At 68.0% G+C, this 23,306-nt stretch carries 21 protein-coding genes; 2 read left to right on the plus strand and 19 right to left on the minus strand.

Going from position 1 to position 23,306, the window contains the following annotated elements; all coding sequences use genetic code 11:
- Positions 1–30 precede the first annotated feature (30 nt).
- From IT361_15665 to murA, 12 genes are all read right to left on the minus strand, one after another.
- Positions 31–828 (minus strand): TatD family hydrolase, encoded by a 798-nt coding sequence (locus tag IT361_15665; GenBank protein ID MCC6319111.1) that lies wholly within the window; start codon positions 826–828, stop codon positions 31–33.
- Between the two features lie 32 nt (positions 829–860).
- On the minus strand, positions 861–1,895 hold the full coding sequence (secF, locus tag IT361_15670; protein MCC6319112.1) for a protein translocase subunit SecF: 1,035 nt from the start codon (positions 1,893–1,895) through the stop codon (positions 861–863).
- Positions 1,895–3,553, minus strand: coding sequence for a protein translocase subunit SecD (gene secD, locus IT361_15675; GenBank protein MCC6319113.1), 1,659 nt, complete (start codon positions 3,551–3,553; stop codon positions 1,895–1,897). The genes secF and secD overlap by 1 nt, the downstream gene beginning before the upstream one ends.
- A 217-nt stretch (positions 3,554–3,770) precedes the next feature.
- On the minus strand, positions 3,771–4,709 hold the full coding sequence (locus IT361_15680; GenBank protein ID MCC6319114.1) for a bifunctional riboflavin kinase/FAD synthetase: 939 nt from the start codon (positions 4,707–4,709) through the stop codon (positions 3,771–3,773).
- Entirely contained in the window at positions 4,702–5,565 is an 864-nt protein-coding gene (truB, locus tag IT361_15685) for a tRNA pseudouridine(55) synthase TruB (GenBank protein MCC6319115.1), read from the minus strand. The genes IT361_15680 and truB overlap by 8 nt, the downstream gene beginning before the upstream one ends.
- Positions 5,546–5,932 carry a 30S ribosome-binding factor RbfA gene (gene rbfA / locus IT361_15690; protein MCC6319116.1) on the minus strand — a complete coding sequence of 129 codons (387 nt, stop codon included), beginning with the start codon at positions 5,930–5,932 and terminating at the stop codon, positions 5,546–5,548. Before rbfA ends, truB begins: the two co-directional genes overlap by 20 nt.
- A 63-nt stretch (positions 5,933–5,995) precedes the next feature.
- On the minus strand, positions 5,996–8,683 hold the full coding sequence (infB, locus tag IT361_15695; protein MCC6319117.1) for a translation initiation factor IF-2: 2,688 nt from the start codon (positions 8,681–8,683) through the stop codon (positions 5,996–5,998).
- A 34-nt stretch (positions 8,684–8,717) separates the two neighbouring features.
- Positions 8,718–9,119, minus strand: a complete 402-nt coding sequence (locus tag IT361_15700; protein ID MCC6319118.1) for a ribosomal L7Ae/L30e/S12e/Gadd45 family protein — start codon at positions 9,117–9,119, stop codon at positions 8,718–8,720.
- The gene (gene nusA / locus IT361_15705) at positions 9,091–10,407 is read right to left on the minus strand and encodes a transcription termination factor NusA (protein ID MCC6319119.1); all 1,317 of its coding nucleotides are present in this window, start codon (positions 10,405–10,407) and stop codon (positions 9,091–9,093) included. Before nusA ends, IT361_15700 begins: the two co-directional genes overlap by 29 nt.
- 10 nt (positions 10,408–10,417) lie before the next feature.
- Complete coding sequence (locus IT361_15710) at positions 10,418–10,837, minus strand: ribosome maturation factor RimP (GenBank protein ID MCC6319120.1); 420 nt, start codon at positions 10,835–10,837, stop codon at positions 10,418–10,420.
- A 197-nt stretch (positions 10,838–11,034) separates the two neighbouring features.
- A complete protein-coding gene (locus IT361_15715; GenBank protein ID MCC6319121.1) occupies positions 11,035–11,736 on the minus strand; it encodes a polyphenol oxidase family protein in 702 nt (233 codons plus the stop codon).
- On the minus strand, positions 11,737–13,026 hold the full coding sequence (gene murA / locus IT361_15720; GenBank protein MCC6319122.1) for a UDP-N-acetylglucosamine 1-carboxyvinyltransferase: 1,290 nt from the start codon (positions 13,024–13,026) through the stop codon (positions 11,737–11,739).
- Between the two features lie 137 nt (positions 13,027–13,163).
- On the opposite strand from murA, the gene IT361_15725 reads away from it, so the two are divergent.
- Together IT361_15725 and IT361_15730 are read left to right on the plus strand one after the other, a co-directional pair.
- Entirely contained in the window at positions 13,164–13,778 is a 615-nt protein-coding gene (locus IT361_15725) for a hypothetical protein (GenBank protein MCC6319123.1), read from the plus strand.
- Positions 13,779–13,781: 3 nt separating this feature from the next.
- On the plus strand, positions 13,782–14,687 hold the full coding sequence (locus tag IT361_15730; GenBank protein ID MCC6319124.1) for a zinc dependent phospholipase C family protein: 906 nt from the start codon (positions 13,782–13,784) through the stop codon (positions 14,685–14,687).
- A 6-nt stretch (positions 14,688–14,693) separates the two neighbouring features.
- On the opposite strand, the gene gatB is transcribed toward IT361_15730, so the two are convergent.
- The 7 genes from gatB to IT361_15765 form a co-directional block, all read right to left on the minus strand.
- On the minus strand, positions 14,694–16,130 hold the full coding sequence (gatB, locus tag IT361_15735; protein MCC6319125.1) for an Asp-tRNA(Asn)/Glu-tRNA(Gln) amidotransferase subunit GatB: 1,437 nt from the start codon (positions 16,128–16,130) through the stop codon (positions 14,694–14,696).
- Entirely contained in the window at positions 16,127–17,476 is a 1,350-nt protein-coding gene (gatA, locus tag IT361_15740; protein MCC6319126.1) for an Asp-tRNA(Asn)/Glu-tRNA(Gln) amidotransferase subunit GatA, read from the minus strand. Before gatA ends, gatB begins: the two co-directional genes overlap by 4 nt.
- Before the next feature lie 104 nt (positions 17,477–17,580).
- Positions 17,581–17,886, minus strand: coding sequence for an Asp-tRNA(Asn)/Glu-tRNA(Gln) amidotransferase subunit GatC (gene gatC, locus IT361_15745; GenBank protein ID MCC6319127.1), 306 nt, complete (start codon positions 17,884–17,886; stop codon positions 17,581–17,583).
- The gene (locus tag IT361_15750; protein ID MCC6319128.1) at positions 17,887–20,193 is read right to left on the minus strand and encodes a UvrD-helicase domain-containing protein; all 2,307 of its coding nucleotides are present in this window, start codon (positions 20,191–20,193) and stop codon (positions 17,887–17,889) included. It lies immediately after the preceding gene.
- On the minus strand, positions 20,190–21,326 hold the full coding sequence (locus IT361_15755; protein MCC6319129.1) for a HAMP domain-containing histidine kinase: 1,137 nt from the start codon (positions 21,324–21,326) through the stop codon (positions 20,190–20,192). Before IT361_15755 ends, IT361_15750 begins: the two co-directional genes overlap by 4 nt.
- Positions 21,327–21,328: 2 nt before the next feature.
- On the minus strand, positions 21,329–22,603 hold the full coding sequence (serS, locus tag IT361_15760) for a serine--tRNA ligase (protein MCC6319130.1): 1,275 nt from the start codon (positions 22,601–22,603) through the stop codon (positions 21,329–21,331).
- Between the two features lie 4 nt (positions 22,604–22,607).
- On the minus strand, positions 22,608–23,228 hold the full coding sequence (locus IT361_15765) for a hypothetical protein (GenBank protein MCC6319131.1): 621 nt from the start codon (positions 23,226–23,228) through the stop codon (positions 22,608–22,610).
- Positions 23,229–23,306 lie beyond the last annotated feature (78 nt).

Genomic DNA, 23,306 nt, shown 5'->3' on the forward strand with positions numbered 1-23,306 from the left:
GGCAGGGGTCGGCGGCGCGGATTGTAGCGATCAGGACATGGCGACCGCCAGACCGAAACAGGCGATCGCATTGCGCGAGACGGAGCGGCCGAGGGCGTCGGTGGTAACACCACGGGCGCGGGCCAGGTGCGCGAGCGTGTTGGGAATCAGCGACGGTTCGTTGCGGGTGCCGCGCACGGGCTCCGGTGCGAGGTACGGGGCGTCCGTTTCAACGAGGATGCGGTCCTCGGGTACGAGGCGAACCAGATCATCGTCGCGCCATCGCTTGAAGGTCACGACGCCGCTGAAGGAGACGTACCAGCCGGCCTCGACGGCGGTGTGCGCCAGTTCGACCGGCCCCGTGAAGCAATGCAGGATGCCGCGCACGCCGGCCTGGCCGGCCTCGCGCACCATCGCGACGGTCTCCGGCACGGCGTTGCGCGTGTGGACCACGATCGGTCGATTGACCTCGCGAGCGAGGGCCAACTGCTCCGCAAAGGCCCGGCGCTGCTGCGAAGGCGTCGAGTTGTCGTAGGTGCCATCGAGTCCACACTCACCGACCGCCACCGCGCCGCGATCGACGTGCGCCCGGATGAGTTCCACATCCCTCGCCGCGTCCCATGCGGCGGCATCGAACGGATGCACGCCCGCGGTCCACACGACGAATCCGGGGTACGCTCGGGCAATGGCTTCGGCGCGATCGGCCTGAGGGATGGATTCTCCGATGCACACGAGAGCGAGCGCGCCGGCCTCGCGCGCCCGGATGACTACCGCGTCGCGATCATGGTCGAACTTTGGATCCGCGAGGTGCGAATGGCTGTCGATGAACGACGGCACGGGACGAAACACGGACCGCCGCGCGAGGCGGCGGTCCGGCTGGCTCAGCGGGTCGTTGCGCGCCGCGGAGCCGCACCCGAGGGTGCGGGCCGGGCCGGGCGTTCCTTTGCCGACTCCGCGAGCGCGGCCTGTCGCGAGACCTGCGCCTTGTCGCTGACCGCGCGCGGGAACTTGCGCTCGATCCAGAGGAGCACCGGCGACGCCACGTAGATCGACGAGAAGGTGGCGACGAAGATGCCAAAGGTCATGACGACGGCAAACGGCCGAAGGACTTCACCCGCAAACAGCAGCAACGCGAGCGTTGCCGCCATCGTGGTCGTGTGTGTCAGCACCGACCGCGGCAAAGTCTCGTTGATGGACTCGTTGAGCGTGTCGTACAACGGCTGCTTGCGTCCTTTGCGCAGGTTCTCGCGCACACGATCGAAGATGATGATCGTATCGTTGCCCGAGTAACCGAGGAGCGTCAGGATCGCGCCGACGACGACCAGCGAGACTTCGATGTGGAACAGCTTGATGAACGCGAGCGTGATGAGCACGTCGTGCGCCGTGGAGATCACGGCGGCGAGCCCGAATCGCCACTCGAATCGGAAGGCGAGATACACGAGGGTGACAAACGACGCGAGGACCATGGCGATCGCGGCGCCCGTGCGGAGTTCGGCACCAACCCTGGGGCCGACGACCTCCGTGCGTTCCGCCGTGTAGCTGCCAGCCCCGTACTTCGCGTCGAGCGCGGCCCGGATGGCCGTGGCCACGGCGCTCGTGGATGCGGAATCCGAGACCGCCGCGCCCTCCGCGCGGTTCTGGGCGCGGATCGTGTATTCGGTGGCGTCGCCAAACCGCTGGATCTCGGCGCCGTCCACGCCGCCGGCATCGAGGGCGGCGCGCAATTCGCCATCATCCACAGGTTTCGTAAACCGCACCTGCATCAGCGTCCCGCTGGTGAACTCGATGCTGTAGTTCACGCCACCGCGGAACACGTAACTGCCCACGCCGAGCATGATGAAGACGACCGTGGCGACGGCTGCGTGTCGCCACCACTTGATGAAGTCGTAGCTGGTGTTGTGGAAGATGCGGATCATCAGATGCTCAGGGTCTGGGCGTTCCTGGTACGCGACAGCCAGACCAGGTAGAAGGTGCGGGTGACAAACACCGCGCAGAAGAGCGAGGCCGCGATGCCGGCAATGAGGGTCACGGCAAAGCCACGCACGGGGCCCGTACCGTACTGGTACAGCACCGCGGCGGTGAGGATCGTGGCGACGGAGGTGTCGAGAATCGCCGACCACGCGTGCTTGAAGCCCTCGTCGATCGAGGTCCGCACGGTCTTCCCGCGATCGAGTTCCTCACGAATGCGCTCGAAGATCAGCACGTTCGCGTCGACCGCGATACCCACCGACAGCACGAGACCGGCAAGCCCCGGGAGCGTGAGTACCGCGTTGAACCCGGCGAGGACGGCCATCGTGAACAGCACGTAGAGCACCAGCGCGGCAACGGCGAGCGTGCCCGAGAAGCGGTAGTAGCCGATCATGATGACGATCACCGCGAGGACCGCGATCACCATCGCGGTGGTACCCTTGGAGATGGAATCCTGTCCGAGGGACGCGCCGATGGAACGCACTTCGGAGACCTTGAGCGGCACCGGGAGCGAACCCGCGCGCAACACGAGCGCAAGATCCTGCGCTTCCTGGAGGCTCCGGCCCTGGCCCATCGTGATCTGGCCGCGCGCGCCGATCGCCTGGATGATGACGGGCGGGCGGCCCATCACCTTGTCGTCGAGCACGATCGCCATGTAGTCCTGCACATGCTTGCCCGTCTCCGACCGGAAGCGCCGCCCGCCTTCGTTGTTGAAGCGGAACTCGACGATGGTGCCTTCGATCGGCGACTGGTTCGGCTTGGCGTCTTCGAGATACTCGCCGGTGATGATCGGGCGGGCATCGACGACATAGAGCGTCCGGTACGGTGCACCGCCGACGGAGAGCGTATCACTCCCCCACAGCAGCTCGCGGCCAGGTGGCAGCGCCGCCTGGATCTCCGGCATCGCGAGATACGTCTCGAGCGCGGGTGCGTTGGACTGCGCCACGTAGTACTCGCCGTTGATGCTTCCGCGCTCCAGCAACCGGGAGAACGGTCCGGCGCTCGCATTCAGTCCGGGGACGGCTGCGGTGTCGCGCCTGGTCGTGTCTCCGGGCGCCGCGGAATCCTTCTTCGTGAACAGATCGAGGCCCTTCTGTACCGGCTGGTCGCCCGTGGTGCTCGTGGTCGCGACCGCAGCGCTCCCCTTGTCTCGCACGATCTGGTCGAGTCGCGAAAGCGCCTTGTCGAGCGAGCCCGTCTCGTCGGTGATCTGGAACTGCAGGAAGGCCTGCGCCTTCACGACGTCTTCAGCGCGCTTGGGATCGTCGATGCCCGGAAGCTCCACGATGATGCGGTCCGTGCCCACCTTCTGGACGACGGGTTCCGAGACACCAAACTGGTCGATGCGGCTCCGCACGACCTTGAGGGCCCGATCGAGCGCATCGCTCTTGTCGGCGACGGCCTGCTTGCTGTCGTCGACTTCGAGGGACAGGTGCATGCCACCCTGCAGGTCGAGCCCACGCTTGAGCGGCACACGGCGGACGGTGTCGTAGACGAAGGCGCCATCGCGCTTCACGCGCTCGACCACAGTCCGCGGGAACAGGGCCCAGACGGACGCGATCACGAGCGCCGCGATCAAACCCAGTCGGTACTTCAGGTTGGACATGCGGTGAAACTCGACCTGAGGGGTGGTTGGGGAAGCTTTGAAGGTTAGGGGTGCGTGTCAGGGGAGTCAACCAACGCGCACGGTCCGTCGGGTCGATCTGCAACCCGTTCGGGTGACAGCATTTCCCACGGTGCAGCGCCCGTCACCACCGCCCGCCCTCACGATTCCCGGGACCTGCAGCCCCTGCCCCTTTCTCCCCGGCTGCGCCCTCGGGCGTTTACGTCCGGCCCGCGAGAGCGCGGCGGGCGTTCACCTCGTCCTGGCGCAGCTGCGCCACGAGCGCGTCCACGCCGTCGAACCGGGCCGTGTCTCGAAGGTGCGCCACGAAATCGACCCGGACGCGGAGGCCATAGAAGTCGGCCGACACATCGAAGAGATGGACCTCCAGGGACGTGGCCGCGTCGCCAAACGTGGGGCGCGGCCCCAGGTTCATCATGCCGCCAAAGGTGCCCCGCGCGGATTGCACCCGAACCGCGTATACCCCCTGCGGCGGTATGAGCTTGCGCGAGGACTCGATCGGCACATTGATCGTGGGAAACCCGAGCAAGCGCCCGCGCGCCTCGCCGTGGCTGACGCGACCACCGATCGCGTAAGGACGCCCGAGGCCTTCCTCGGCGCGAAGCAGGTCGCCCCCGGCGACCGCACGTCGAATGAAGGTCGACGAGACCGGCTGTCCGCTCAGCGCGGTGACGGGCGCCAGGACCTCGACCGAGAAGCCTCGCGACCTGCCGAGCGCTCTGAGCACGTCCGGGTTTCCGGAGCGATTCTTTCCGAACGCGTGGTCGTGCCCCATGAGCAAGTGCGCCACGCGGAACCGGCCAACCAGCACCTGGTCGACGAACTGCGCCGCGTCGAGAGCGGCCAGGGACCGCGTGAAGGGAAGCAGCGCGACGTAGTCGACTCCGCTCTCCGCGATCACCTCCAGCTTCTCGTCACCCACGGTGAGCAGGTGCGGCGCGACGCTCGGATTCACGACTTCGAGCGGATGAGGATCGAACGTCACCAGTACCGAACGCGTGTGTCGCTCCGCGGCCCGCTGCACGAGCTGGCCGAGCACGAGCTGATGTCCACGGTGAACGCCGTCGAAGGATCCGACGGTGATCACGGTGTCGCGGACGTCAGGCGGAAGCCCGCTCGCGTCGAGGAGGTCACGCATGGGAAAGCACCACCTCGGGCTGCCAGCGGTCTGCCTCGCGCCGCGCGATGGCGAGCAGCTGTCCCTCGGCGTCCACGAGGACGGCTCGAGGTCCGTCCGTCCGCGCGAGCACGGTCATGCCGTGACCCACCCGTGCGACATCGTCTGATTCCAGCTGTTCACGGATGGTGTCGCCAAGCGCGTCGCCAAGCGGCCGAGGACGTGCGTCACCGGCCTTGAGGGCCTCCCACGGGACGGCGTCCTCCACATGGAAGGCTCCGCAGCGTTCCCGACGCAGCGACTCCAGGTACGCGGCGCTACCAACGGCGCGACCGAGGTCACGCGCCAGGGCGCGAATGTAGGTGCCACCGCCACAGGTGATCCGCGCGACCAGTGTGTCCGCCTGCACGTGCAGCGGTTCCCACCGGTCGACGCGAACGTCGACCGGTGGCAAGGTGGGTGCATCACCCCGGCGGGCGAGGGCGTAGGCGCGGCGGCCATCGATCTTCTTGGCTGAATACGCCGGCGGCACCTGGGCGATGATTCCCTCGAAACGAGGGAGCGTCTCCAGGACGTCCTGCGTCGACGGGAGGGCCGCCTGACGCGTCACGTCGCCGGTGCGATCGTCGGTGTCGCGCTCCTCGCCGAACCGGATGGTCGCGAGGTAGACCTTGGGCTCGCCATTCACGAAGCGCAGGAGTCGCGTACCGCGGCCAGTCAGGATGATGAGGAGACCGGTCGCAAACGGGTCGAGCGTGCCGGCGTGGCCAGCCTTGCGAGTCCCGATGGCCCGTGTGACTGCGCGGACCGCATCGAACGAAGTGATCCCGACCGGCTTGTCGACGAGGACGAGCGCGTCAGTCGAGATCGTCGGCATCACGCGTGTCCACGTTGCCCTCGCGGATCTGCGCCAGCAGCGATTCAATGCGCGCGGCGTGGGCGACGGAATGGTCGAGGCGGAACTCGATCTCCGGAGCGGCGTGGATACGCAGCGAGCGCCCGAGTTTGCTGCGCAGGTGTCCGGCGAGCGAGGTCAGTCCCTCGACGGTCGATGCGCGCTGGGTGTCGTCGCCCATGATGCTGACGAAGACCTTGGCGTGCCGGAGGTCGCGCGTGACTTCGACCGCCGTCACGGTGACGATCCCGGTGATGCGCGGATCCTTGACGCCCTCAGCGAGAAAGCGGGCGACCTGCTCGCGGATGGCCTCCGCGACGCGGTCCGGGCGTCGGCGGTCAACGGGCATGTGACGCGAGGCGATGGGTGGATGCGTGGAGTGACGCGGCCCGTAGCGACCGGCGCCGCGGCGTCAGTTGGCCGCGGCCTCCGGCTGCAGGGTACGCGCGACTTCTTCCTTGCGGTAGCACTCGATCACGTCGCCGACCTTGATGTCGTTGAAGTTCTCGATGCCGATGCCGCACTCGTACCCTTCCTTCACTTCCTTCACATCGTCCTTGAAGCGACGGAGCGAGGCGATCCCGCCCTCGAAGATCTCGGAGCCATCGCGCACGAGACGCACGCGGCCGGCGCGATTGATGACGCCGCTCCGGACGGAGCACCCGGCGATGGTGCCGATGCGGGAGACCTTGAAGACCTCGCGTACCTCGGCTTCGCCGAGCACCACCTCGCGCTCTTCGGGTCGCAGCATGCCTTCGAGGGCGGCGCGGACGTCGGCGACGGCCTCGTAGATGATGCGATAGAGCTTGATCTCGACGCCTTCCTTTTCCGCGGCGGCACGAGCGTTGTTGTCTGGCCGCACGTGGAAGCCGATGATGACCGCCCTCGAGGCGCGCGCCAGGAGAATGTCGCCCTCGGTGATGGCGCCGACGCCGCGATGGACCACCTCGACCTGCACTTCGTTGTTGGACAACTGCTGCAGCGCGTCGGCGAGCGCTTCGGCCGGTCCACCCTGGTCGGCCTTGATCACGATGCGCAGGTTCCGCTTCTGGCCCGCGGACGCCTGCGACATGAAGTCCTGGAGCGAGACGGCGCTCTTGCTGGTGCGACGGCTCTTGGCCTCGCGATCGAGGCGCTCGCGTCGCTGCGCAATCTCGCGCGCCTGCGTGGCGTCCTCGACGACGAGGAACTGATCGCCGGCCATCGGGACGCCTGCGAGGCCGAGCACCTGCACCGGAATGGCCGGCCCGGCCTGCTTGACCTGCTTGCCGCGTTCGTCGAGCAGCGCACGCACACGGCCCGAGAACAGGCCGCAGATGAAATTGTCGCCCACACGCAGCGTACCGCCCTGCACCAGCACGGTCGCGACCGGTCCCTTCCCTGCGTCGAGCTGCGCTTCGACGACGGAGCCGGTGGCGGCCTTGTCGGGGTTCGACTTGAGATCGAGGACCTCGGCCTGCAGGAGGATCTGGTCGAGCAACTCGGCGACACCGGTGCCCTTCTTTGCGGAGATGGGCGTGGAAAGCGTCTGGCCACCGAACTGCTCGAGCACGACCCCGTGTTGCAGGAGGTCTTGCGACACCCGCATCGGGTTGGCTTCGGGCAGGTCGACCTTGTTGATGGCGACGATGAGCGGCACGCCCGCGTTCTTTGCGTGCGAGATGGCCTCGATCGTTTGCGGCATCACGGAGTCGTTCGCCGCAACGACCAGCACGACGATGTCCGTGACCTGGGCACCACGCGCACGCATCGCGGTGAAGGCCTGGTGGCCCGGCGTGTCGAGGAACGTGATCGCGCGATCGCCCGGCAGCGACACGTGGTACGCGCCGATGTGCTGCGTGATGCCGCCGGCTTCGCCCGCCACCACGTTTGCCTTGCGGATGTAGTCGAGCAGCGACGTCTTGCCGTGGTCGACGTGACCCATGATGGTGACGACCGGCGGACGCGCCCTGAGATCCTCGGCCTTGTCCTTTTCCACCGCGCCGATGTCGGCCTTGTACTCCTCCTCGCGCGCCGCTTCGAAGCCGAACTCCGTCGCGATCAGTTCGATCTGGTCAAAATCCAGGCGCTGATTGATCGTGACCATCAGGCCGAGGTTCTTGAACGCAAAGCCAACGATCTGCGTCGCGGGCACCTTCAGAATGTCCGCGAGCTCGGCGACCGTGATGAACTCGTTGACGCGGACGGTCTTTCTCTCGCGTTCCACTTCTTCGCGGCGCTGGGCTTCGAGATCGGCCCGCGACTCATCCGGCCGACGCGTGCCGCGCTTGGCGACACCGCCGCGCATGTTCTGCATGACGCGCGTGATGTTTGCCGACACTTCTTCCTGGTCGACGCGGTCGCGTTTGCCCTTCTTCTTGCCCCGGGTGCCAGCGCTCGATGAGTCCGCGGGCTTGCGATCATCCCGCGCCGGAATGCTGACGCCACCACTCGGCGTCCCTGACGCAACGGGCCGAGGCGGCGGGTACGCCCCACCGGCCGCACCTGGCCGCTGCGCGCGCGGCGGAGCCGGCACGATCGGGCGCGGGCGCTGGCGGTTGAGCGCCGGAGGGGAAGCGCTCGCGACGGGGACGGAACGCGGCGGCACACTGGCCACGGGTACCGGAGTCGGCGCGGGAACAGGCGCGCGCTCGGGGGGCGCGTCTGCCTGGACCGGCTCAGCGTGAGGCTCCGGCGTTGCTACGGGTGCCGTGACGACTTCGGCCGGCGGCGGTGCGACGGCCTCCACGGTGACGCGCTCAGGCGCTTCCTCCGTCGGGGCGTCAAACGGTGCGGGCACGTCATCATCGGCGACGACGACTTCCGCTTCTGCCGGCGGGAGGTCGGCGGCCTTTCGGCGCCTCACACTCCCGCGCGCCGCGGCGGGCGCTTCGGCAGCCGCAGCCGGCTCGACAGCAGGCGTACCGCGCCGGCGACCGGTGCGCGTGGGCGGCGCGCTCGCCGGCTTCTCCTGGCGCGCGCGCTTTTCCCGCTCCCATCGCGCGCGAACCCGCGCGACCTGGTCGTCGGTCAGCAGACTCAAATGACTGCGAACCGGCACATCCATCGCCTTGAGGAGTTGCATCACATCCTCGGCGGAGATGCCGAACTCACCAGCCATGTCGTGTACGCGCAGCTTGCTCAAACGAAGCCTCCTAACGAGTCCTTCGCGGACCCGGTGTCCGTCCTGCCCGTGCGGTAGGGTCCACCAACCTGCGGACCCCGGCCGCCAGCGATGCGTCGGTGATCCCGACGACCGCGGTCGACGCCTTGCCCACCGCCCCACCCAGCGCGTCTGCGGTCGACCCTTCGACCGTCCGAACCCGCCGCGCCTGCAGGAGCGGCAGCACCTTCTCCCGGCTGTGTCGCGATGCGTCTGGTGCAACGATCGCGAGGATCACCTTGTTGCGCCGCACCGCGTCCCGCACGCGATCGACGCCCACCACCACGTTCCGCGCCCTCGCCCCGAGTCCCAGGAGGCCGAGCACCTGACGCTCGACCGCGGGGTCGAGCGCAATCGGTGCGCGCTCAGCCCTCTCCACCACCCTCGTCGCCATCCTCCGTAGTCAGCTCCGAGAGCATGACCATGATGCGATCGGCCTCTTCCGGCGCAATGCCCGGGAGCTTGAGGAAGTCCTCGCGCTCCAGGTCGATGATGTCGTTGAGCGTGCGATAGCCAGCGTCCTCGAGTACCGCCACAGTGGCGGGCGAGAGCCCCTGGATTTCGGAAAGCTTCACGTCGGCACCGCCATCCTGTTCCTCGGGCAGCGGAGCGAAGTTCGGCCCGTCGGCCCGCTCCATCCACTCGCGGCTGGAGTACAGGTCGATCTTCCAGCCCGTGAGCTCCGAGGCAAGCCGCACGTTCTGGCCATTGCGGCCGATCGCCAGCGACAACTGGTCCTCGTCGACGACGGCCTGGATCGTCCGGTTCTCCGGATCCGAAAAGACGCGGGCCACGCGGGCCGGCGCCAGCGCCAGGCGGGCGAACCGCTCCGGATCGTTGGACCAGGGCACGATGTCGATGCGCTCGCCATTCAGCTCGTTGACCACCGCCTGCACACGGGCGCCCTTGAGTCCCACGCAGGCGCCCACGGGATCGATCGATTCGTCGCGCGACCACACAGCGATCTTGGTGCGACTGCCAACCTCCCGGGCCGAGGCACGAATCTCGACGATGCCCTGCTGGATCTCGGGCACCTCGAGCTTGAACAGGGCCTGCACAAAGACCGGATCCCCACGGGTGAGGATCAGGCGCGGGCCCTTGGGCGTCTCCTCGACGCGCTTGAGCACGGCCCGGATCGGATCGCCCTGGTGGAAATGCTCGCGGTGGTTCTGCTCGCGGTAGGGCATGATCGCCTCCGCCTCGCGGAACTTGCTGAGCATGAGCACGAGCTTCCCGCGCTCGATCTGCTGGACCTCGCCGGACAGCAACTCGCCCACGCGCGAGGAGAACTCGTCGCGAATGCGCGTGCGTTCACCCTCGCGCACGCGCTGGATGATGCGCTGCTTGGCCGCCTGCACCGCGCTGCGCCCGAACTCCGAGTAGTCGACGGGAATCTCCATCACGTCGCCCGGCTGGAACTCGGGATCCTCGTATTGCGCCTCCTCCACGGAGACCTCGGCGCCCGGGTCCACGACCTCGGCCACCACGGTCTTGAGGAGCACGATCCGGATCTCGCCGCGGACTTCGTCGATCTCGATCTCGGCCTTGACGTTGGGGCCGTGCTTCTTTGCCAGGGCGGCATGAATGCCGTCCTGGAGGAGTCCGTGCAGTTCCGTGCGGTCGAGCTGCTTGAGGTGCGACAGCTCGCGAATGGCACTCAGGATTTCAGCGGTACCGGTCATGCCAGCATCCTCATGTATTCCACACGAACACGAGCCGCGCCTCCTTGATGTCGGAGAGCGCCACCCGGTGTTCTGTCCCTTTGAGATCGCGAACCACCGCGACCTCGGAGCCTTCTGAACTCTCGATCCCCACCACTTCGACGTCGATCCGTCCGCCCAGCGCAGGACTCAGCACCCGCGCCCGTCGACCTGCGAACCGCCGCCAGTCCGCCGCGTGGCGCAACGGACGCTCCACGCCCGGCGATGACACTTCGAGCACATACGACTCACCCACGAGCCTCGAGCTCTCGAGCCGGGGTTCGAGGGCACGCGACACGTGGGCGCAATCGTCCACCGTGACCTTGGTTCCGTCCCGGCGGTCGATCCGGACGTCGAGCACCGGCCGCCGTGACGTGCCCCCGCGCCTCAGCTCCACGAGATCGAATCCCATCGCGTCAAGCTCTTGTTGGACAAGATCTTCAAGCGCCGGGTTCATATCCCTTCGAGCCCCCCTTAGAACAAAAAAATGCGGGGGAACCTCCCCCACATTTCAACACCCGGTGGCATTCCGGGCGACGCAGCAATGTAGATCACGCGAGACATCCGTGCAAGCCGACGAATCCGCCGCCCCGGACGCGACTGCGCCTCCTAGCGCGTGCGAAGCACGCCGAGCTGGCGCCCGAGGTCACCGCACCGATGCGAGTAGAACCGATCGTTGTCGCACCGGGTGCAGCTCGTGCTCACGCTCACCGCCCTGACGCCCGCGGCGCGCGCGCAGTCGGCAATCAATGCGCGGAGGTCGACGGGCGTTGGCTGCTCAGCTCGGCGACCGGTGAGCCTACTATATACCTCAGGCCCCACCTCGTAGCAGCGCCCGCAGATGCCCGGGCCCGCGTGCACGCGCAGGTCCGCCGCGCGGTACCCCACCGCGTCCAGCGCTGTGATGGCGACCTGAGTTATGCCGGCCGCGGTTCCCTTCCATCCGGAGTGGACGATCGCGCCGACCCCGGCCGGGTGGCCGATGAACACCGGGATGCAGTCCGCCAGCGTGACGGCCATGGCGGTCGAACCGGACCACGCCATGTGGCCGTCGGCCTCGCTCGCGCGCAGGATCCCGGACCACTCGCCGGTGTGGCTCAGCACCTTGACGCCGTGCACCTGGTGCGCCGAAATCAGGCGCTCCGCGCCGAGCGCCTGGGCAAGCGCGATCCAGCGATCCCACACGACCGCGCTTGGCTCGTCGCCGTGCAGCGCGAAACTGCCCGCCTGGCGCTGGGTGGTAAAGGCGACGAGCCCGAGCGCCTCGAAGTCCGGGACGGTCTCGGCGACGGGCAGTGGCGGTCGCGTCACTCAGCGCGCGGGCACTCGCGTGATGCGGGCGCCTAACGCGTTCAGGCGCTCATCCACGCGTTCGTAGCCGCGCTCGATCTGCCCGGCGTTGTTGATGGTGCTGTTTCCGTCGGCGCACAACGCGGCCAGCAGCATGGCCATGCCCGCGCGAATGTCCGGCGACTCCACTTTGGCACCCCGCAGCCTCGACGGCCCGGAGACGATCACGCGGTGCGGATCGCACAGCACGATCCGCGCGCCCATCGAGATGAGCTTGTCGACGAAGAACATCCGCGACTCGAACATCTTCTCGAACATGAGGATCAGGCCCTCGCACTGCGTGGCGGTGACGATGGCGATCGACATGACATCGGCCGGGAACGCGGGCCAGGGCTGGTCCTCGAGCTTGGGGACGTGGCCCCCCAGATCTTCGCGGATGCGGCGACTCTGCTCGGCCGGGACGACCAAGTCCTCGCCATCGATCCGACAGGTGATGCCGAGCCGCTCGAACCCCATGAGAATACTGCGCAGGTGTTCCACGCCCGCCCGCGTGATCCTCAGTTCGGAGCGTGTGACGGCCGCCAGCCCGATGAACGAGCCGACCTCGATGTGGTCAGGCCCGATGCGGTGGGTCGCGGCGCCAAGCGCGGCACCGCCGTGGATGGTGAGCGTGTTGGTGCCGATGCCGTCGATCCGGGCGCCCAGGGCGACGAGGAAGTTGGCGAGATCCTGCACATGCGGTTCACTCGCCGCATTGCGCAGCAGGGTGGTCCCCTCGGCGGCCACGGCCGCCATCAGGGCGTTTTCGGTGGCCGTCACGCTGGGCTCATCGAGAAAGACGTCCGCACCTCGCAGTTTGGGCGCGCGAAACTCGTATCGGTCACCGGCGGAAACCGTGGCGCCGAGCTGTTCGAAGGCAAGGAAGTGCGTGTCGACGCGACGGCGGCCGATCACGTCGCCGCCAGGCGGTGGCAGCACGGCGTGTCCTCGGCGGGCGAGCAGCGGGCCGGCAAGAAGGATCGACGCGCGGATCTTTGCGCAGATCTCCGGATCGAGGTCATCGGAGGTGAGTCGCCGTGCCGCGACGTGCAGCTCGTTGTGGCCCGTCCAGTCGGCCTCGGCGCCGACGCTCCGCACCAGGTCGACGAGCGTTTCGGTGTCGCGAATGCGCGGCACGTTGCGCAGGATCACCGGATGTTCGGTAAGCAGGCACGCCGCAATGATGGGGAGCGCGGCGTTCTTGTTGCCCGCCGGCTCGATGGAGCCCGAGAGCGTGTGGCCGCCTTCGACGATGTATTGAACGGGTGCCATGCGATGCGTGGGAGGTTCGCGAATAATGCCCGGAGGCAGGGGCCGATCTCAAGCGTCTTCCCCGCGTCTCTGCGACCGGCGGCTTCCGGGATATAGATTGCTCGCGTCGTCCGGGAACCTTCCCCACCTCACCTTCGATGCTCCACTCTTTCGACCTGCCCTTCGCCCTCCAGGTGGCCCCCACGGTCCAGCACGTGATCATTGAGCGCACGTGGCTCGACCAGGTGGCTACTGTGGGCCAGAGCCTCGTGTCCCTGCTGGTGCTGTTCATGCTCGTGGCGGCGACGTTCACGCTGTTCGCATTGCGTCGCGCCCTCGACGAGTTGTCGCGACTGGTCAAGTCGACCTCGGCGGACATCACCGGTGCGGTCCACGATGCGCGCGTGGTGGTGGAAGAGATCCGCAACCTGTCGGGCCGCGTGCGCGGCACCGCGGACGTGGTGCGCGCCGGCGTGCGGCGGGCGCGCGGTTTCGTCGAGAAGAAGGTGCGCGAAGACGCGGACGACCCGGACCAGCCGCGCGAGAGAGTGGAGCGTCGCGAACGCGAAGACAGACCGCCACGCGTGTACGAGGAGCAGTCGATGGCGGAGATGAATCGCGACGAGCGCGCGCTCCGCAAGCGACGGCGGCGCCGCCGTGGTGGCGAACGGGGCGAACGGGGCGAGCGGGGTGAGCGCTCGCGCCCGCCTGGCGAGGGCGGGGGCAGCGAGCGTGGCGGTGGAGATGGCGGATCAGGCGAGGGTGGCGAGTAGCGCGTGCGGCTGCTCCTTGCCGCGGTAGCGCTGATCTGCCTGACGCCAGACATCGCCTGGGCGTGGACGCCGGGCACACACGTGTACCTCGGTGACGCGGTTCTCCGCTCGCTCCACCTCCTGCCGGGATCCGTGGCCGAGCTGCTGAACGCGTTTCCGTTCGACTTCCTCTACGGATCGATCGCGGCCGACACCAGCATCGCCAAGAAGTACGCTGCCGCCGGGCGGCACTGTCATTCCTGGAGCGTGGGGATGGAGATTCTCGATCGGGCGCGCGACGAGGCGATGCGCGCCTTCGCGTTCGGATATCTCGCCCACCTGGCGGCCGACGCCATTGCCCACAACTACTTCGTTCCACGACAGCTCGCGGTGACCTCGGCGACCGCCGCCCTGGGGCACAGCTACTGGGAGATCCGCTTCGAGACGCATCTCGGTGACAGCTCCGCGCACCGGGCAAGGGAGCTGATCCTGCTCGATCACTCGCGGGCCGATGGGCACCTCGATCGCATCCTGAGCCCGACGATCTTTTCCACGCCAACCAACCGCCGGATCTTTCGGGGCATGGTGCGCGTGACGGACATGGAGTCGTGGCAACGCGCGTTCCGGCTCGCCAAGGTCCATTCGCGCTTCGACCTGCCGGGGGCGCAGGTGGGGACCTACCTCGACCGTGCCTTCGACTTCATCGTGGACCTGTACCAGCGCATGGACGCCTCCGACCCATGGCAGCTGGACCCGTCCGGAGAAGACCAGCTCCGGCTCGCAAAACGCGTCCGGCGCGAGACGCTGCGGGTTGGGGGCGAAGACGCGCTGCTGGCCGAGGCCGACCGACGGTTCGGCCTGCCGCAGACGCGACTGGCCTTTGCCGGCCACCTGACGCCCCCGCTCTTCCTCGGCGCTGCGGGCCGTTAGGCAGTCTCAGCGCGCCGCACGCTCGCTGACAAGCGCGCTCACGCGACGCGGGTCCGCGCGGCCTCCCGAGGCCTTCATGACGGCACCCACGAGCGGGCCGAGGAGCTTCTTCTCCCCTGCGACAAGGCGACGGACCTCGTCGGGGTGGGCAGCGATCACCGCGTCGACCCACGAAACGAGGGCGCCGTCGTCGCTCACCTGGACGAGTCCCTCGCGCTCGGCCACCATGCGCGAGGAAGCGCCGGGCTCGCGCAGCAGTACGTCAAAGACCTTCCGCGCCGCAGTCCGGCTGAGCGTGCCCGTCTTCACGAGTTCCAGCAGCGAGGCCAGCTCCCCCGGCGGTATCGGGAAGTCGGCGATGAACGCCCGGGACGTGTTGAGCCACGCCAGCACCTCGCCCATGACCCATGTCGCCACAGCCTTGCCGTCGCCGAGCTGCCCCGCGGCGGCCTCGTAGTAGTCGGCCAGCGCCCGGCTCGCCGTCAGCACACCAGCATCGTATTCACTGATGCCAAACGCGCGCTGCAGCCGCTCACGTCGCGCCAGTGGCAGCTCCGGGAGGTCCGACCGTCGCGCCTCGATCCATGCGGCCTCGAGAACCAGCGGGGGCAGGTCCGGCTCCGGAAAGTACCGGTAGTCGTGGCTCTCCTCCTTGGACCTCTGCGGCCGCACCTCGTTGCGCGCCGCGTCCCACAGGAGCGTCTCCGACACCACGCGCTCCCCACGTTCGAGCGTCGCCACCTGGCGCTCGAACTCCACCTCGATCGCCCGCTCGACGGCGGAGAACGAGTTCATGTTCTTGATCTCGGCCTTCATGCCAAGCGTCGCGGCGCCGCGCGGGCGCACACTCACGTTGGCGTCGACCCGAAGGCTTCCCTCCTCCATGTTGGCATCGCTCACCTCGGTGTACTCGAGGATGGCCTTGAGGCGCAGGAGGTATTCGCGTGCGTCAGAGGCGCTGCGAAGGTCGGGGTCGCTTACGATCTCGACGAGGGGAGTGCCGGCGCGATTGAGGTCGATGGCGGAGGCTCCGGGGAAGCGGTCATGGATCGACTTGCCCGCGTCCTCCTCCATGTGAACGCGCGTGATGCCCACCGCCCCACCACCGGGCAGGGGAATGGCGCCACCGGTGGCCAGCGGACGATCGAACTGCGAGATCTGGTAGCCCTTGGGCAGGTCGGGATAGAAGTAATTCTTGCGCGCGAAGAGGGAGACTGGATGCACCGTGCAACCCAGGGCGAGCGACGTCCGCGTCGCCAGTTCCACCGCGCGCTCATTGAGCACCGGCAGCGCTCCCGGGAGCCCGAGGCACACCGGGCACGTGTTGCGATTCGGTGCGTCCCCAAACGACGTGGAGCAACCGCAGAAGATCTTGGTCTGCGTCTTGAGCTGCACGTGCACCTCGAGCCCGACGACGAGCTCCCATCGATCATGCGCGCTCATGCTGCCTCGAGGCGCGCGCGCTCGATGGTGTACCCGGCGGCGAGCATACGCACCTCGTCGAACGGTGCGGCCATCAGCTGCACTCCGATCGGCAAGCCGTCGACGTGCCCCGCCGGCACCGACATGGCCGGCAGGCCGGCGAGGTTCGCGGTGACCGTGAAGATGTCGCTCAGGTACATCTCGTAGGGGTCGCTCATCGCGCCGAGGGCAAACGCCGGCGATGGCGTGGTGGGTGTGAGCAGGACGTGGACCCCTTCGGCAAACACACGCGCGAAGTCGTCAGCGATGAGACGGCGCACCTGCATGGCCTTTCCATAGTACGCGTCGTAGTAGCCGGCAGAGAGCGCGTAGGTGCCGAGCAGGATCCGACGCGTGACTTCGGGCCCGAAGCCGACGGATCGTGTGCCCTCGTACATGCCGCGCAGCCCGCCCGGGCCTTCCACCCGCGCGCCGTACCGCACCCCATCGAACCGCGACAGGTTGGACGATGCCTCGGCGGGGGCGAGCACGTAGTACGCGGGGATGGCGAGGTCCGTGTGCGGGAGCGACACCTCGCGCACCTGCGCACCTTGTTCGCGGAGGTGGTCGAGTGCAACCTCGCATGCTTCGGCGATGCGCGGGTCCAGCGACGCGGGGAAGTACTCGCGTGGCCGTCCAACGACAACGCCAAGGAGCGGCGCGTCCCCGGCCGCACGCAACGACGGTACCGGATGCACGGCGGACGTCGCATCGCGCAGGTCGTGGCCAGCGATCACCTGCAGCCCAAGCGCCGCGTCATCGACCGAGGCGCCGAACACGCCCACCTGATCGAGCGACGAGGCGAATGCCACGAGTCCGTACCGAGAGACGCGTCCGTACGTCGGTTTCACCCCGACCACGCCGCAGAACGCCGCGGGCTGACGTACCGAGCCTCCCGTTTCCGAGCCAAGCGCAATGCGACACAAACCGGCGGCGACAGCCGCGGCGCTCCCGCCTGACGAGCCTCCGGGTACCCGCGTGGGGTCGACAGGGTTGCGCGTGGGTCCGAATGCGCTGTGTTCGGTGGACGAACCCATCGCGAACTCGTCGAGGTTTGTCTTGCCGAGAATCACGGCGCCCTGCGCTCGGAGGCGTCGCACGGCCGTGGCCTCGAACGGACTGACGTAACCCTCGAGCACCCGCGATGCGCAGGTCGTGGGCAGGTGCTCGGTCACCAGGTTGTCCTTGATCGCGACCGGCACGCCGGCCAACGCGCCAGCGACGCCACGCGCGGCATCAGCATCCACCGCCTCAGCCTGCGCCCGCGTCCACGCGCGATCGCAGCCGAGCAGGATGTTGAGTCCGTCGCGGTCGTTCGCGCCGATCATGTCGGCAAGGGCAAACGCTTCATTGGCGGCGACGAGTGCGCTCACCTCGCCGGCCGCGACGCGCTCGCGCTGCGACGCCGCCGATCCCTGTGCCCGATCCGGTGTCACGCGTCCGTGCCCTCATGCGCGGCGAGGCGCGGCACGAGGAAGAACCCGTCGCGCGAGGACGGCGCAAATGCGTCCAGCGGGCAGCGCAATGGATCGGCCGAAGGCTCGTCACTGCGCAGCAGGCGGCTCGCCCCCGGAGGGCCGGCCATGGGCGCGATGCCGGTGGTGTCCACGGCGCGCAGCACCTCCATGTGCGCCAGGATCCCATTGAGCTCCTGCGCGAGGGCCGCGGTGCGCGACGGGTCGAGCCCAAGTCGCGCCAGCGCCGCCACGTGGCGCACGTCACGTTCGTCGACCGACATTCAGTCCATTCCTCGCGTGAGGCTGGCGTGTGCGACGACGAGGCGCTTGCGCCCGACCTCCTCGTCATCGAAATCGATGGTGACCTTGGCATCGCGGCCGTGGCCGGACACTTCGGCGATCGCGCCACCGCCGAACTTTGCATGCTGCACACGCTCGCCAACGACATAGCGCGGCGCGTCCTGCGACTCGTCCTCGATCGTGGGGACGCTGGCCACGCGGACCGGTGACCCCTGCCGTCTCGGTGTGGGAGCGGCTGGCGCGAAGTCGTCATCGAACCAGGGTCGCGCCGCGCGTCCCCAGGAGGCCTCGCCGTCACCAGCGGGCGCCGACGAGCGCAAGCGCGGTGTGGAGCGTGCCACCAGGAGCGCCGGTGGAATCTCCCGGAGAAAACTGGACGGCATTGATGGCATGAACTCGCCGTTTCGCCGGCGCCCACGGGCGTGCGTGATGAACAGCGTATCCTCGGCGCGGGTGATGCCCACATAGAACAAGCGTCGCTCTTCCTCGAGAGCCGAGAGCTGCTCGCGCGAGCGAGCGAGCGGGAAGAGTCCTTCTTCGACGCCGGTCACGTAGACGACGGGGAACTCCAGTCCCTTCGCGTTATGCATCGTCATGAGGGTCACGGCATCGGCACCGGCGGCCAGGCCATCGAGGCCGGTGACGAGCGACGCGCGCTGAAGGAAGAGGTCGAGTGGCGTGAGTCCGACTTCCCCTCCCTCATCCACCACGGTCTCCGCGGCGCCCGCCACCAGTTCGCGGACGTTCTCAACGCGTTCGACGCCCTCCGGGCCTTCGGCACGCAGGTGATCCAGGTATCCGACGCTTTCGATGACCTCTCGCAGGACCGCATCGACGGACGCATCCTTTGCCAATTCGCGCACGCGAAGGATGAGGCGGGCAAAGGCCTCGAGTGCGTTGCGCGCGGCCGGGCGAAACGGCGTGACGGCGAACGGATCGAGCGCCATTTCCAGCAGCGGACGTTTGGCGTCGAAAGCCGCGGTGGCCAGGGCTTCGATGGTCGTATCGCCAACCCCCCGTCGGGGCACGGTGACCGCGCGACGAAACGCCTCATCGTCGGCGGGATTCGCGATGAGCTTGAGGTACGCCATCAGGTCGCGGATCTCGCGCCGATCGTAGAAGCGCACGGCGCCAACGAGCCGGTACGGCATGCCCTGACGCCGCAGCGACTCTTCCATCGCGCGGCTCTGCGCATTGGTGCGGTAGAGGATCGCAAAGTCGCGGAGCGGCCGACTTCGTGAGGCGTAGCGACGCGCCTGAATGTCGCCCATCACGAAGTCGGCCTCGTCGCGCTCGTCGAGGCACGCCACCGTGACGACCGCGTCGCCGGCGGCCCGCGTGGTGCGCAGCGTCTTGCCGCGTCGTTCGGTGTTCGCCAGGATGGCGCAATTCGCCACGGCGAGAATCTGCGGCGTCGAGCGGTAGTTCTCCTCGAGGCGCACGACGTGGGCGCCGGGGAAGTCGTGCTCGAAGTCCAGGATGTTCCGCACGTCGGCACCGCGCCATCCGTAGATCGACTGATCGTCGTCACCGACCACCACCAGATTGCCTCGCGGTCCGGCCACCTGCACGGCGAACTGATACTGCGCCGAGTTTGTGTCCTGGTATTCGTCGATGAGGATGTAGCGGAAGCGCTCACGAATCGCGTGGAGCACGTGGTCGTGCCGCGTCAGCAGTTCGACCGGCAAGGTCAGCAGGTGGTCGAATGTGACGGCGTTGGCCTGGCGCATCGCCGGTTCCAACTCGCGGTAGACGGCGGCGACATCCCTGGAGAACGGGTCCGCGGCTGACGTGGCAAACGCCTCCGGCGAGACGAGCCGGTTCATCGCATCGGACATCGCGTGGGCGATGGCCTGCGGGGGGCGCTCCTTTGGCGCGATGCGCAGACGCTCCATGATGCGCTTGATCGCTCCAAGCGTATCGTCTTCGTCGTAGATCGTGAAGCTGGACGTGCGCCCCACGAGACTGGCGTAGTTGCGCACGAGCCGTGCGCCCACCGAGTGAAAGGTGCCGCACCACATGCCGACCGGATCGCGACCGAGGAGGCGCCCGATCCTGCCCTTCATCTCGTTGGCCGCCTTGTTGGTGAACGTGACCGCGAGAACGGACCCCGGATGCACGCCCCGCTGGCGGATGAGATGCGCGATCCGCGTGGTGAGCACTCGTGTCTTGCCCGAGCCGGCGCCGGCGAGCACGAGGAGCGCGCCGTCACCGTACAGCACCGCCTCGCGCTGCGCCGGATTCAATCCATCGAGGTACGACGTCTCGCGGGGTGGGGCAACCGTCATCCGGGAAAGGTAATCTGGAACGTCGCGCCGCGATCCGTGGGCAGCAGCACGATGGTGCCGCGATGCGACTCCTGCACGATGCGACGCGTGAGTGCGAGTCCGAGCCCCCACCCGTTCTGCTTCGTGGAGAACCCGGCGTCGAAGATGCGACGTCGGAGTTCACGCGGCACGCCCGGCCCATCGTCGGCCACGACCAGCCGCACGGCCTCGGGCGTGCGCTCGACGGTGACCTGCACGCGCCCGCCTCGCCCGGCAAGCGCGTCGATCGCGTTCTTGAGCAGCGACTCGAGCGCCCACTCGAGCAACACGCTGTCGCCCTGGATCGTCGCGCCGCCGGCGTCCAGCTTGGTCTCGATCGAGACGGAGTGCGCAAGCGACGGGACCCGCGCGCGAAAGTAGTTGGCGACCTGCTCGGCGATGTGCGCCAGGTCCACCGTCTCCGAGCGCGGCGGCCGCCCGATGCGTTCGAAGCGATGGGCCACGCGCTCGAGGCGCACGAGGTCGCCCTCCATGTGCTCCAGCGCGCGCCCGGTCATCGCATCACCGTCGCGCTCGCGGAGCAGCTCGATCCAGCCGGCGAGCGAGGAGAGCGGCGTCCCGAGCTGGTGCGCCGACTCACGCGCCATGCCCGCCCAGACCCGCTCGCGATCGGCGTGGGCGCGCGTGCGGAATGCGTACACGGCGGCGAGCAGAATCAGCGCGAGAAACGCGGCCTGCAGGATCGGCACCACGCGCAGTTCCTTCACGAGCGGCGTGACGCCGAAATGCAGCAGGCCGACGCCGGGCAGGATGATGGGTTCGTTCTCCAGGTCGAGTGCCGCGGCAAACTCGATCAGGCGTGCGTCGTTGGGCTCGCGGTCGAATGGCGTGTTGACACTGGCCGTTGGCCGGCCGCGCACGTCGGTGATGACCACGGGCACGCCGGCCTCGCGGATGTGCTCCAGGATGTCGAAGAGCGCCGGCGTCGGATCGGCAGCCGTGTCCGAGATGGCCCGGTACACGCGCGCATAGATGCGCCCCTCACGCTCGGCCTCCCGGCGCAGGCTGGACACGACGCGCTGCGTGTAGAGCACGTACGATCCCAGCACGAGCGCCACCACGACGGCGATCACCACCGTGGCGCGCTGACGCATGGCTACTTCAGCACGTCCGTCCCGAGGTACGGGCGCAGCACCTCCGGGACCGTCACGCTGCCATCCGGCTGCTGGTACACCTCCAGGAGGCACGCGATGACGCGTGGAAAGGCGAGGCCGGAGCCATTCAGCGTGTGAATGAAGCGCGGCTTTTCGCCCGGCGCGGGACGGAAGCGGATGTTTGCGCGCCGGGCCTGATAGTCCGTGAAGGTGCTGCACGACGACACCTCGAGCCACTTGCCGACGCCGGGCGCCCACGCCTCGAGGTCCCAGGTCTTGGCGCTGCTCTGCCCCGTGTCTCCGGCGGCGAGGAGTACGCGCCGATACGCGAGGCCGAGCCGCTCGAGCAGCGTTTCCGCGTGTCGCGTGAGCTGCTCGTGTTCGTGCGGTGACTGTTCCGGCGTCGTGTAGCGCACGATCTCGACCTTGTCGAACTCGTGCAGCCGGAGGAGCCCGCGCGTGTCCTTCCCCGCCGATCCAGCCTCGCGACGAAAGCACGGCGTGTACGCCACGAACCCGCGCGGCAGCTGCGCCGCGTCGAGCATCTCGTCGCGATACAGGTTCGTCACCGGCACTTCGGCGGTCGGCACGAGGTACATCCCTTCCTCGCGGAGCGCGTACATGTCCTCCTCGAACTTCGGGAGTTGCCCGGTGCCGATCATCGTCTGCCGGTTCACGACCACGGGCACCCACACCTCTTCGTAGCCGTGCTCGCGGGTGTGCACATCGATGAAGAAGTTCATCAGCGCGCGCACCAGGCGGGCGCCCTGCCCGCGGAGCACGACGAAACCGGAGCCCGAGATCTTGGCGCCGCGCTCGAGGTCGAGGATGCCGAGGGCGGACGCGAGATCCCAATGCGGCTTGCAGCCCGCGGCGTCACGGGGAGTCCCCCACGACTTCTCCGTGCGGTTCGCCGTCTCGTCCCCGGCGGGCACTTCGTCGAGCGTAACGTTGGGCAGCTCGAGCAGTATCTCGTGCAGCTCCGTCTCCGACGCGGCCAGCTCGGACTCGAGTCGCGCGATCTCTTCGCCCAGCGCACGACCGGCGCCAATGAGCGCCTCGGCGTCTTCCTTGTTCTTCTTGCGGCGGGCGACTTCCTGGCTGTTCTGATTGCGTGACGCCTTGCGCTCTTCCACCGCCTGGATCATGGCGCGACGTTCGACGTCCAGCTCGACCCCACGATCGATCAGCGACGCGAGGGAATCGAGCTTGCCACGGCGCTGCATCGCGCTCCGCAACAGGTCGACCTGGTCGCGGAGCACGCGGAAGTCATGCATGGGTTCAGTCCTTGGGGACGCCTGGTTGGAAGGAGCGAAAACCGCAGTTCGGGTTCCGGGTCGCCCGGAAGAAGATCTGACGCGTCGTGGCGTTGACGGAGTCGACGACGACCTTCGCGTAGAGGAGCGAGGCCAGCGAGAACTGGCACGCGTCGCTGTTGGTCTGTATCACCACCGGTTGGCCCACACCCACCACGACCACGGAGTCCTGCTTGTAGCCATTGTTCGGCGCCTTGGTCACTGCATCGAAGGCGCCCGACGGCGACTGCAACCCCACCGCCTGCGTCGGAACGACCGACCCGAAGGTTGACCGGACAGCGCTGATCAGCCGGGCGGGAATGAGCCGAACCTTGTTATCCGGCGTCAGGTCAAAGGCCACGTCGAACGCGAGGTCTGGCGCCACGCGGATGACGGCCCCCGTGGCAGCGTTGAAGCCCGAGGGAAAGGCTGCCGTCGTGCCGGTCATGGCAAAGGCGACCGAGGTGTCCGTGGCGACGGCCACCGTTGCCTTGAGTCCGAATGGATCGTCGCAACCCGAGGCTCCGCCCACGGCGGCGGCCGTGAGCACGATGGCGAGGGCGCGACGCCGTTTGTGCTGTGCTGACAACGAGTTCCTGTGCGTCATGGGCGTGCGTGGAAGGTTACCGACCGCGTGTTTCCAGTTCAAGCGAGCCTCCAGAATCTCCCCTCCCTTCGACACCTC

Source organism: Gemmatimonadaceae bacterium (assembly GCA_020846935.1).
Taxonomy (GTDB): domain Bacteria; phylum Gemmatimonadota; class Gemmatimonadetes; order Gemmatimonadales; family Gemmatimonadaceae; genus RBC101.